Source organism: Caballeronia sp. LZ029 (assembly GCF_031451275.1).
Lineage (GTDB): Bacteria > Pseudomonadota > Gammaproteobacteria > Burkholderiales > Burkholderiaceae > Caballeronia > Caballeronia jiangsuensis.
Map to the genome: position 1 here is coordinate 170200 of NZ_JARUXO010000004.1, position 11913 is coordinate 182112.

Sequence of the window (11913 nt, forward strand, 5' to 3'; positions counted from 1 at the left end):
CACGAGGCCCTGAACAGCAGCGGGAAAACCCTCATACGGCTTGCATGGTCGGCTTCCTACCATTTGTCATGCGAGCCCGCGGCGCCGAAAGGCACTATCAAATGGTCTAACTGTTTCGGCTAATAGCAATCAAAAATATGAGCAGGCCGTGAAAAAGGCAATTCCAGTGCTGCTTGTTGCCGCTCCGTTGCTGTTCGGATGTGTTGTCGGCGGCGTTCGCTCGGACATCTCCGACGCGCTCCCTTTCTGCGAGGACACCCCGGACCATCTCGACTGCGTCTTAAACACCAACTCTGGCGTGGTGAAGGAGCTCAAGCCGACAGAAGACGACATTCCCACATTGGGGCTGGCTCTCTCGGGGGGAGGCTCGAAAGCGGCGCCTTTCGCGATGGGTGTGGTTAAGCGGTTTGTCGACGAAGGCTGGCTTTTTAAGACCGACTACCTGTCGTCGGTTTCAGGCGGTTCGTACACGGCCTTCTATCTGTACTACAAGGCGTACAGAACCATTCTCGACGACAAACCGCCAATCAAAGCCTACCCCGGGCTCACGCGGTACTTCCTCGACACAAGAAGAGAAAACGACTCGACGAAGACAGAGCCCTTCGTGGAGTTCCTGTCGCCTGACGAGGTAAGGCACGGTTGGTACAGCCTCGCAGAGCTGCCAGACCACTTGACGCCCAATAACCGGACCGCCTGCTACGAACTCCCGCCGTACCCGGTCAATGACCCGAACCAGGCGGACCTGTCCGCTCCGGTATGGAAGTACGTCCAGCAGGCCTCTTACCAAGGCTGGGTAGAGTGCTATCAGGATTTGCTGCGCACGGGGCACGCACACATGTCGAAATTCGTGGACGGCACTGGGAACCGCTTGGCATACGCGCACCAACTGGGGAATACATTTTCTGTGATGTTCGCAGAATCCATGATTACTGCGCCTGTCAATTGGTTCGCAAACGTCGCGTTCGATTGGAAGTGGCGCGTTTCTCCGACGCAGTACGACTATCTATACGGCATCCTGCGGACGTACGCGTACATGCCAGAAGAGGGGGATGTGTTGCCCGTCTCGCCCTACGACGACTACTTTTATCAGATGACGAAGTGTCTGGACTTTAGTGACCTTTCCATCATTTACACTCGCGACCCTGTGAGCACCGAAGAGAAACTTGGCGGCTACATGCCGAAATGGATACTCCAGGCAACGGCGAATACCGGGAATGTCGGCTTGGACCTTTCCCCGCGTCACTATGACCTGGGCACGGATGTCTTCGAAATTTCGTTCGACTTCTTCGGTTCTGGTCGCTTTGGTTACGTACAGGGGTCGCCCTTTCTTGTGGGTTTGACCGTGCCTATGGCCGTGTTGTCGTCTGCGGCTTTTGCCGACACGGCGCAAAGGAGCATTCACGTACCACGCGGCGCGGTCAATTTCGGGCTTCAAACAATCAATCTTCGGTGGGGCTTTGACATCCCCAACTACCGCGAGCCCGACAGCAGCCGCAGGCTCCATTCGATTCTAATCTGGCCGTTCTACTACCTTGATTCGCCGGTAACAACTGAGAAGGGCCCGACAATTCACCTCTCCGATGGAGGACAGACCGGGGACAATCTCGGGCTCGTTTCGCTCATGCGTCGAGGGGTGAGAAACATTGTTGCCGTCGCGGGCGAGAACGACTATGACACCAAGAGCGGGGCGCTGGTTTTGGCGTCACTTTGTTCGGCGAATTATTACTTGAACGTGCGCGGGTACACCATGGATTTTGACGGAGACCCAATGGAACCAGACAGCGGTGCCAATCAAAATTACCACCTCGCTGAACGGTGCACGTGGGACAAGAACCGGTCGATATACGTACACCCCGATAACCCGGGGAGCTTCAAGAAGCTAACGCCTTTCGCTTGGAAACGACGTGTTTGGGTGGGGCACGTGGTTCCGTACACGCCGGGAGTCGGTGGGCAACCCCCGCTACTTCCGAAAGAACAAATGGCGGACCCGTCAACGGTGCCGGAGCATCTTAAAGACATCAAGGTCTACTACATCAACGCGGCCATGGACCAGGAAGAATGGCAACAGGTGGTCGACGAGTGGTATCCGGTCGAATCGGGCGGTTCCGATGGGCCCGTGAAGTATCGGGCGGTGGGGCAGCTTGGCTCACCGAGGGTCTGCAAGGGCGTGTATCCCGACAAGAATGCGCTGGTACAGTACAGCTGCCCACTCATTGAGTACTTCCACGACATGCGCACGGCGACAGAGGACGGCGCCCACAAATGGGTGTTTCCGCAAACGAGCACGGCTTTCACCACATACTCGAACAGCGTGAATCTATTTAGAGCCTACCGAGACCTTGGCTGGCTTTACGCCGGATATCTGCCTAACGCTTCCGACGAGTTGCGGAAAGTTCTGCTAGGCGATGCGAAGAATCCGCAACCGGCCGGCTTAAGCCAGCTGTACAACGAGCAGAAGCCGCGATACCGAAAGGACGCTTATGCCTGTCGTGGGTGGAACGGCGGGCGCCCGGTCCAAGTTGCCGAGCCCATTCGTGTCGCGCCCTAATAAAACGGGGGGCGCCGTCGGCCACTGTAGTGAATGAAGATTGGACCGATATGCCGTTAATGCCTGTCAACTTCGACTGAAATCCGACCCACATTCGATGGTTCGGCGAGGTCAACCTGACACGGCCGGGTTCAGTGTACCGCGAATGGGTCAAGCATCATTGTGTCTGACAGTCTGTAGTTTGGTGTGTCAGTTTCACACCCCTAACACTTGAGGAACCGAAGCAACTGCAGGCCTTGGACTTAGGGTCTTAATGGTCTATAACGAGCAGACACCCCGTCCGCTGTTGAACTTGGGTGCTTCCTCTCCGTTTGCTTGGAGCAGAAAATGAACGACCGTGAGCGTGGTTTGCGTACTGCATTCATGCCGCAAACACGGGGAGGCGAGGGCGGCTTTCGGACCCGATGCACGATACTGCTATCAATAGTCTTATGCGGTACTTTCTCGAGATTGACATTTTCCGAAGAAACTGACTGGACCAAAATCGCCGCGCGAGACTCGAATGCTACCGTGCTCGTTAGAACGGCATGGGCAAAAGACGGTCAATATTTGGACTCTACCGGGACTGGATTTGTCATCGGAAAAAGTAAAAGTATCCTGACCGTTTCCCACCTTTTCCCGAACGAGGATGTCAAGGTCGTGGTCGTCGGTGAGGTCGCCGATAAGGACCCTGAAGCAGGAAAGCACTCGATGAATCTTACGCTCAAGTCGATAAATCGCAACGCCGACTATGCAATTCTCATTGCGAGCGACAGCGACATCTCCTTTCTCGATTCGATACCTGTCGATATGAAGTGGAAGCCCGGCGAGGGCAACGAAATCCATATACGCGGTTTTCCCTTGGGAGGAGCGCTTGAGGGATACGGCGGAACGGTAACGACCTCCACTCTCTCGGATACGGTTTCAACCACCACATTGCTCCAAGCAGGCTACAGTGGAGCACCAGTATATGACGCTGATGGCGTGGTAGTGGGGATGACGAGGGGTGGCACACCGGTCGTCGACTCAACCGACCCGACCATCATGGGGCGCGGGTTCTTCGTGCCCTTCTCTCTGTTGAGCGAAGGCATGAATCCAGACTTGCGTGCAGATATTCAGTGTGCCTCGGCTTCGACCGTCGATGTTACCGCGGCAAAAAGAAAGGAGATTCGACTCTCTTATCCGATAGATGAGACAAAGGAAACGCCGTTCAACGGTCCCGCGGACCTCACACGGCCTGCGAGCTCAAAAGATTACTCCACGGGCAAAATATATGCTCAAGCCGGCTATCAAATCTCGAGCTACTCGCTGTCAATTATAAGTGCAACAAAAGTATCGAACAGGCGAGTGACAATTCCCCAAGGGGGCGAATGGATAGAGATGACGTACACGCTTACCAGTGGACCGGGTTGGAACCGCGAGCGCGGATGGCTAACGGCGACCCTGACGACGATACAAACGAGGAAATGAAAAATGAAGCGACGGACGGTGATAAAAAGTGGACTGGCGCTGACAGCTGTTCATCCATTCAAAAATATTTGGGCGCAGAACGCAGACGATGCCGACGATTATAAAGATATCCAAGGACCGTTTCCCGCGTCGTTTCGTCTGTTCGGGACGAACCCGGCGTCGGGCCCAGAGAATGAGAAGGCGAGGCAGATTCTCGATTCGGCTCCTTTGAAGAAAGACCTCTTGGAAACTGCGAGGTATTTCGCGAATATCACTGACAAGAACGATAAGGGATACCTCTACAACGCGCAGTGGCCAAACGTCCCGGGTGGGCATTGGAATCCAGTACTCGTCGGCTTCTATCAAGCTACATCGCTTCCAAAGCCCTACGTTTACAAATACGGGGATACGATTGATTGGTGCGCTGCTTTCATGAATTATTGCCTTATTCGCGGTGGCTATCAACACACCAACGACGCAATGTCTGGTTCGTTCCGGTCACTTGGTAAGCCCGTTCCAGTGAATGATGCGAAGCCTGGCGACATAATAGTCTTCCGCAAACCCGGGCGGGACGGTGACGTGGGCCATGGGCATGTCGCAATCTTTCTGGAGCAGGTGTCTGGTGGCTTCCGCGTTCTTGGTGGGAACCAAAAGGCCGGGAAAAGCTACTCTTCGGTAAACGAGACGACCATCATCGCGCCAAGCAAACAGCTGCAATTTCATTCGATTCGTGCTTTGTCTAGCTTGTCACGAACCTGAGAACGTATGTGCTGAGACTCAGAGAGAGACACGCTCCATTTATGGCTGCGTTGCGCAATCCTGACGTCTTAATCTGATTAGGGAAATTATCCTGAACGCTCGAGCGAACAGAAAAAGGGATAAAGGATGATTCCAATCGTACGGCGCATCGGGAAGCACATTCGAACTGCCCTGACTGATGTCGTACTGAGTGGCCTCGGAGCCGGCATTGAGTTCGCAAAATTCGAGAAATGCGCGCGTGAAAGACCTAGGAAAATTGACTTGTCCGCCATCAAATCTGACTTCCGTTAGCTATTTGTCATAAGATGTCAGACGCAGTGTCTTAAATCCGCTGCAATGCTAGGTGGGCGAACGTTGCTCCGTTGATGTTTAGGTTATCAGCGGCCCCCCACGTTGCGACAGTCGGGTCCGCCGTCTACATGTTAGCGACGTCGTAGAGCGATGTCATAGGCGAAAGAACTGGCGGGCGCAAGTAGTGAGATGGTCGAGGCCTCCGAGTTGTGAAAAGGCATCGTCTCCAAGCTTCTCGAGCCTTTTGAGGTCGGGGTCATAGTTGGGTGCGCGGCCGTATTTTGCACCAAGTGCGAAGACGAGATATGGACCGTCTTCACTTGAGCCGACCTTCGCTCGCTTCAGGTCGTCGTACCACTTATATGGGTAGGGGGGCGGCTGGTCCCGACCTCGTAGTTCTGCCTCGGATATGGGTTTGGGCTTCTTGAGCGCCGGGTCGTGTAGGAGCTGTGAAGCCGCTACCGAGACTTCCGCGGGATTGTCGTTTTCGTCGGCAACTAGAGCGTAAACTTTATGACTGTCTTTCAGGCGCACGATAGCACCGGCATTGCGGTAGCCAGTCGGTCCGGATTTCCCGGTGAGGTGACCTGGCATTACCAGGTAAGGCAGACGGTCGGCATCCGCATATTCCAGCCCATGCCCGTTTCTTGCAGGCACCGGCGAGGCGGTCATTGATATGAAAAAGCCGGGCGCCGCGTCGCTCGCCCCTTGAACTGGAATTGCGTGATTACTCAGCCCTGCACCCCATAGAACTTTGCTGCTCTCGGCTGACGCTTTCGGTCCGATAGCTTCAAAGGCAAACACGCAAAAGGCGGGCGAAGTTGCCGGATTCCAGTGGACCGCTTGGGCCTGTCTTACCGCTTCATAGCATGCGGGATAGTCGGTAACACATTGGCGATTGCGATAAAGGTCGAAACCGTTGCACAGATGTGTGCTTCCGATGTTGTCAGGGTGATAGGCAGTCGACGCGCCGTCTGTGTCAGTCGCCAACTCCTTCGCAAGCATCACGAATCCGCCCGGAAACGTTGCGAACCGGCTGCCCGGCGACTGTTTTCCATTGAGGCTGATTTCCTTGAATGTTGGACACTTTTGTTGCGCGAAACTCAGTGAGCACGAGCCGATGACAACTGCGAGGAGAGCATGATTCAGCGCTACGCGAATGAAAGAGGACATTGTTCCTCCAGACGATTCAAAAGGCGAGTGCAAGGTTTGGCTTATAGTTATAGGAGTATTCTGTAAGATTTGTTGGACTTATTGTGAACAGGGATTTTTCCGACGGCGCAGACCCATCGAGGCCGCCATCGACGCTGAAAGACATCGCAAAGATTCGTGTCAAGCCGGGCACTGCTACAAGAGAACCAATGTATGAACCATAACGGTCCATTGGCGTAGCGCCCCCGACAAACTTCGACCGCATTGATGTACAGCGCGCAATTGACAGTTGCGGGACGGGTGAGGGCGGAATCGCCTGCCAAGTCACGAGTGATTCTGATGGACTAGGAGGGCCAGGAGCCGGCGCTCACTCGCGCGCCAAAAAATGACGATGGTGCCAAGTTGACGACGGCGTAAATCGTCGTTTGGAAAGGCAGCATACCCGGTAGATAGAAATGTCCTCGAGAGAACGCCCTCAACAGGGGCCCTTGGCTCGGCAACCTTTGGGGGTTTACGCTATGCGGCTCTGAGAATATACGAACTATTCTCGAATTTTTGGCTGAGCGGACATCGGGAGTACAAGATGGCAACCTCTTTCGCTGTCCGAGGCAAGAACAAAAAGGCGGCGGTGGAACGTGAGCCGTGGGTGGCTCCTCAAAAGCTTTCCAAGGCAGACGTCTTCAGGACCCTCGCGAAAGAGAGGTGGTGGTCTTGGGTGGTCGCTCTGTTGCTATGTGCGGCGGGCGTTTTTCTAGTCGTTCCCTCCACGGCCCACTCAAAGCCATTCGAATGGATAGTCGAGGGGCTGGTCCGGGACCTAGGTATTGCAGCGTTGGTCGCAGGCATCGTTGGCATCGCTGTCGACGTTATCGCCTTTGGAACGGACCGTGCACAACGCGAAATGACGTTGCAACGACAGATGGACGCGCTTGTGGAGTGGACTGAGCGACGCCAGCCTCTATTCGACCAGCATATGGATGATGTATCGGCAGCAATTCAATACGTGCGGGAACACGAAGAGCCTCTCCAAGCAATTTCGTATTTCCTCGCGGAGGCGTTTCCGGACCGAACGTATCGGAGGTTCCGCATCTCAGTTGAGTTGCTGCTGGACAAAGTTATGCAACTTCACGAGCTTGAGATTACGCCCAATGATAATAAGGATATCAATCTTCGTCCCTTTGTGGACTTTCTTGCTTGGACGCTAGGACGGCACGTCATCGGCATGGCTTCTGAACTAAAGGATATCGCCAGCGTAGTTAAGTATCGACGAAGCCGGGCAACCTGCGACTATGACGCGCCAGGCCGATATGAGCTTAATCAGCAATTGCTTTCAGCGCAGATGCGGAGCCTCTTACAGGGTGATAGATACGACTCGCTCGCAAACTTCCGGTTGTGGACAGCAGCGGGAAGGGAGGCATACGAGCAAGCAACGCTGCTTGCACTGCGCCGCGGCGTAGTAATCCGTCGGATTTTCAACGTTGCAGATGTACCGCAAGGAAAGCACAATGATGCGCGCCGAGCTGTTCGAAGGCAGCTATCGCTTTTTAAGAAATCGGGCTTCGACTTCAGATGTCGTTTCCTAACGCGCGAGGTTCTCAACGATGCAGATGAGGACCTTTCTCGCGCTGTACGAGAGGCGAACTTCTCGAATGTTCAGGACCTGGACAAGGTGTTCTACGGACTCTTCTATCATCAAGACGAGACCATATTGCTTTATCGGACTCAGTTGCGCCAAAGCCGTCATCTAACTTTGTCGGCGGCCTTCGGTGACGAAAGCAAAGAAGTAGAAGCTAAGTATGCCGACCTTTTTGAGACGCTATGGCAAGCCTGCGAGCGGATACCTGACCCGTTCGAAGAAAAGGTGTCGAAATCGGCCAAGAAGACTAGACAAGTGGACTGGGACGCCTCTGATGCACAACGCGTGCCCCCGCATCCGGACCGTCCAGTCGAAAACAGACCCGAAGGGCTGCAATCTCCCGATTCGGACGGCGCTGAGAGCGCCTGAAGCGCTGGTTTGCGTGCGCATTTTCACGTTGCGGCACCGCGTCTGCAACAGCAATAGGCCGTACAGAGTACCTGGCGCCGAGATACCTTGGTTTCGAGCGATTCGACGAGGGCTTCGTGCAGCTCGATGAAGCTGCTGTTGCAGTCGTGGTAAGAAATCTCGTCGACAACGCAGTTAGATACGTGCCGTCCGGAGGCAAGGTCGACATCTCCGTCGTCCTCTCCGATAAGGAAGTGATGTTCGAAGTCGTCGACTCAGGGCACGGCATTCCACCAGAAGAGCTGCAACGGGTACTGGAACCGTTCTACCGTCTGGACTATTCATCCTCGATTGGAAGTGGGCTGGGCTTATCCATCGTCTCCGAAGTCTCAAAGTGGACAGGAGGACGACTGGTCCTCGAGAATGTCGACAGAGGATTTCGGGCGCGATATTTTCAACCACTAACGCGGCAGTAAGAGCGTCCGAATCACACCCCTTGGACGGCAATTTCATTGCTGCGGCCCTCGCTCCTCGCAGGCTTAGTGAGTAGTTGCGCAAGTTCAGGTTCTTTCGATATCCTACATATCGACACTACATTCGGAGGAACTGCGTGAGGTAAAGCCGGCGCTTGTCGCCGCGTCGCGCGACATCGCGCTCGCCGATGCCGATACGGCCGTCGCGAACAGTAACCGAAGCCCGAACTGGACGTGGGGCGTTGCGTAGCGACAGGGCACGCCGACAAGCGAAGCATCGTCGGCAATCGTTCTCGGATATCGCGCAGGGCTTGGAACGATGTTGAGCGTTCCAGGCTCAACGCACCCCGGCCGCGTTTTCGCGAGGGGCTCTTTCTCGTCGACATCGCAAGGATTTCGGTCGACTTGTTGAACCGTCGCTAGACGGCAGCAAGCCGAGGCATGTCCATTTTGCGCGCAGGACCGCCCTTTTTTCTGAACGAAGGCGGAGTCCGGGTGTTGCTAGCCTCTCATGATTCCCCGCATCACCTCGCGTAGCGTTCGTGAGCTGTCTTCGCAACCATTACTCTAGAATACCCCCACCCCCTATGGTACACTGCGAGTCGTAATATACCCGGTGGGGGTATGGGGAGAGCATGCAATGAGTCATACGGTTCAGGAGAAGCAGAAGCTTCTCAACAGGGTTCGCCGTATCAAGGGGCAGGTTGAAGCCATTGAGCGGTCGCTTGAAGAAGAGCACGGCTGTTCGGACGTTCTGCAACGAATTACAAGTTGTCGTGGAGCGATGAACGGCCTTTTGGCAGTTGTGCTGGAAGACCACATTAGGAACCACCTCGTCGATGCGAACAACGGTGAAGAGCATGGCGACAGTGCGACTGAACAACTCATCGAGGTTGTTCATAGCTATTTCAAGTAGAGTCAAAAATGAGCGATTTCAAAGACGCCGCATTCGGCGCAGGACATGACCACATCTTTTTGGGTGCCAGTCATGAAAAGAACGAGCGAAAGACGTGGGCTGTGATTGCGCTTTGCAGCGCGATGATGCTGATTGAAATCGTCGGCGGCGGTATGTACGGCTCGCTGGCGCTAGTTGCAGACGGCCTGCACATGTCGACGCATGCTGGCGCGATGCTGATTGCAGCGCTCGCGTACACCTATGCACGGAAACATGCCACCGACCCTCGCTTCGTGTTCGGCACGGGCAAGCTTGGCGACCTCGCGGGCTTCACAAGTGCCATCGTGCTCGCGATGATTGCGCTGCTGATTGGTTACGAGGCGGTGTCGCGTTTCCTGTCGCCGGTGCCGATTCACTTCGGCGAAGCCATTCCTATCGCGGTGGTCGGCCTGCTTGTTAACCTTGCGAGCGTGTGGCTGCTGAGCGGCGGTGACCACGACCATAGCCATAGTCATAGCCACGGACATGACCACGCTCACGACGACCGTGCTCATGAAGCCGCGGTACAGAAAATTTATTCGTCGTCCGGTGTCGTTGCTGTTTCCATCTTCGAAGATGGCGTGCCGCCTGTTTTCAGGATTACGCCTTCGACGAAGGGTTCGCAACTGGATGCCTCAGCGGTATCCGTCACGACCGTGCGACCGGACGGGACGCAACAGGTTTTCGCGCTGGCGGACCGCGGCGGATATCTGGAATCAAAGGAAGACATTCCGGAGCCACACGCTTTCAAGGCAATTGTGCGGACGCCCGATGGGGAGTACGGAGTTGAGTTCGAGGAACATGAGCACGGCCACGACGCACATGAGGCAACAACCCGAGACCACAATATCAGGTCGGCCTACATCCACGTCATGGCCGACGCGGCGGTTTCCGTGCTGGCTATCTTCGGGCTAGTGCTGGCCCGCGCGTTCGGTTGGCTGTGGATGGACCCCCTGGCGGGCGTCATTGGTGCACTCGTGATTGCCAACTGGTCGTACGGTTTGATGCGAGACACCGGTGGAATCCTGCTCGACATGAATCCTGACCGGCGCATGGCAGAGAATGTGCGACACGCCATTGAGGACCGTGGCGACAAGGTCGTCGACCTGCATGTATGGCGGGTGGGTCCTGGTCACATGAGTGCTGTAGTGTCGGTAGCGACCGGTGAGTCCCAGCGAGACTCGCGCTTCTATCATGCAGCGCTCGAGCGTTTCAACGGGCTGTCGCACGTCACCGTTGAAGTGCAACCTTTACAATCGGCGGCCTGACCAGACAGTCAAGGCGCCGTCGATTGATGCGTGTGCTTTCGATGGCAAGACCAAATTGAGCGTCGAGTCTTTTCGCACTTTCCGCGAAATTTGAGCGTGAAAGAAGATGTCGGACCATCGGCGCCAATAAGCCATTAACGACAGAGCGCGACGGCAGGCCACGCTGCAACGCGAGTCCCTGAGTTGCCGGCAGATTGAAGGTACGGCGCTCGGCCCGACAGAACCGCCTTCAAAAAAAGCGTGCGCTTGGGATTATCAGGCAACTCTCCGTTCGGCTTACAAAAGGTTACAGGAGACGCGTTCTCGTATCACCGGCTGGTTGGTGCCTCGTCTACCATCAACTTTGGGGATGTATCGGACCGCTCAGGCGGACTGCATAACTTGAAAATAAGAGCACTATGAAACGAACGATGGTTTTATCCGCTTTGGGAATTTGCTGCGCCTGCGTTTCAGGACTAGCGTCAGCGTATTCAGACGTAAACGTTTTTCTCGGAGTTCCCGGTCCGGTATATGTAGCGCCGCCTCCCGTGGTCTATCAGCCGGCACCAGTGGTCTATGCACCTGCGCCCGCTTATGGCTACGGATATCAGCGCGAATACCGCGATGAACATCGTCGGCATGACAACGGCAAACATAAGGGCTGGTACAAACATCATGGAGACGATGACGAACAATGAATCGTTGCGTAATCGTTTTCGCTTGTCGCGCAGGCTCGGAACGAAGTTGAGCGTGTCCGCTTCACCGCTCCGTTCCCCTTTGTATCCAACCAGAGGGGGCTCTTTCGGCGTAATCCACTGCGGGTAGCTAGGGCGCACAGGGTCAGCAAACTGAACCCGCACCGGCGTAGAATGTCGCGCCCGCCCCCAAGCGGTCCCACAACTCGCCTGCGACGACGCTCGCCACAAGCATCGCCAGACCGCTCATCAAATTGAAAAAACCGAACGCCCTACCTCTCAGGTTCGGCGGTGCTGTATGCGCACCATGGATGCAAGCGGGCCCTGCGTGAGCCCCATATGGAGGCCCCACAATGCGACGCCCAGCAGTACGACCGGCCAGTGTTACCGTTCGTGGGACGT

Annotated in this window: 8 protein-coding genes and 2 pseudogenes; 8 read left to right on the plus strand and 2 right to left on the minus strand. The window is 55.4% G+C overall.

All coding sequences use genetic code 11. The annotated features are described in order from the left end of the window. Positions 1–148: 148 nt before the first annotated feature. The 3 genes from QCE73_RS26760 to QCE73_RS26770 all read left to right on the plus strand — a co-directional run bounded on the left by QCE73_RS26760 (position 149) and on the right by QCE73_RS26770 (position 4735). A complete protein-coding gene (locus tag QCE73_RS26760) occupies positions 149–2548 on the plus strand; it encodes a hypothetical protein (RefSeq protein WP_309884323.1) in 2400 nt (799 codons plus the stop codon). 327 nt (positions 2549–2875) lie between these two features. After that, entirely contained in the window at positions 2876–3997 is a 1122-nt protein-coding gene (locus QCE73_RS26765) for a serine protease (RefSeq protein WP_309884324.1), read from the plus strand. A 3-nt stretch (positions 3998–4000) separates the two neighbouring features. Beyond that, a complete protein-coding gene (locus QCE73_RS26770; RefSeq protein WP_309884326.1) occupies positions 4001–4735 on the plus strand; it encodes a CHAP domain-containing protein in 735 nt (244 codons plus the stop codon). Positions 4736–5179: 444 nt separating this feature from the next. Here the strand turns inward: QCE73_RS26770 and QCE73_RS26775 are convergent, their stop codons facing one another. Beyond that, positions 5180–6199 carry a hypothetical protein gene (locus tag QCE73_RS26775; protein ID WP_309884327.1) on the minus strand — a complete coding sequence of 340 codons (1020 nt, stop codon included), beginning with the start codon at positions 6197–6199 and terminating at the stop codon, positions 5180–5182. Between the two features lie 562 nt (positions 6200–6761). On the opposite strand from QCE73_RS26775, the gene QCE73_RS26780 reads away from it, so the two are divergent. The 5 genes and pseudogenes from QCE73_RS26780 (at position 6762) to dmeF (ending at position 10837) form a co-directional block, all read left to right on the plus strand. Beyond that, the gene (locus tag QCE73_RS26780) at positions 6762–8183 is read left to right on the plus strand and encodes a hypothetical protein (protein ID WP_309884328.1); all 1422 of its coding nucleotides are present in this window, start codon (positions 6762–6764) and stop codon (positions 8181–8183) included. A 116-nt stretch (positions 8184–8299) separates the two neighbouring features. Continuing rightward, the gene (locus QCE73_RS26785) at positions 8300–8638 is read left to right on the plus strand and encodes a sensor histidine kinase (RefSeq protein ID WP_309884329.1); all 339 of its coding nucleotides are present in this window, start codon (positions 8300–8302) and stop codon (positions 8636–8638) included. Between the two features lie 100 nt (positions 8639–8738). Beyond that, a pseudogene (locus QCE73_RS26790) lies at positions 8739–8882 on the plus strand (TolC family protein); the annotation flags it as partial. A gap of 393 nt (positions 8883–9275) precedes the next feature. Next, positions 9276–9551: a metal/formaldehyde-sensitive transcriptional repressor gene (locus QCE73_RS26795; RefSeq protein ID WP_162067963.1), complete on the plus strand. Its 276-nt coding sequence runs from the start codon at positions 9276–9278 to the stop codon at positions 9549–9551. A gap of 8 nt (positions 9552–9559) precedes the next feature. Next, positions 9560–10837: a CDF family Co(II)/Ni(II) efflux transporter DmeF gene (gene dmeF / locus QCE73_RS26800; RefSeq protein ID WP_309884330.1), complete on the plus strand. Its 1278-nt coding sequence runs from the start codon at positions 9560–9562 to the stop codon at positions 10835–10837. Positions 10838–11656: 819 nt separating this feature from the next. Here dmeF and QCE73_RS26805 read toward each other — a convergent pair. Beyond that, positions 11657–11895 (minus strand): annotated as a pseudogene (locus QCE73_RS26805) (MFS transporter); the annotation flags it as partial. Between the last annotated feature and the right edge of the window lie 18 nt (positions 11896–11913).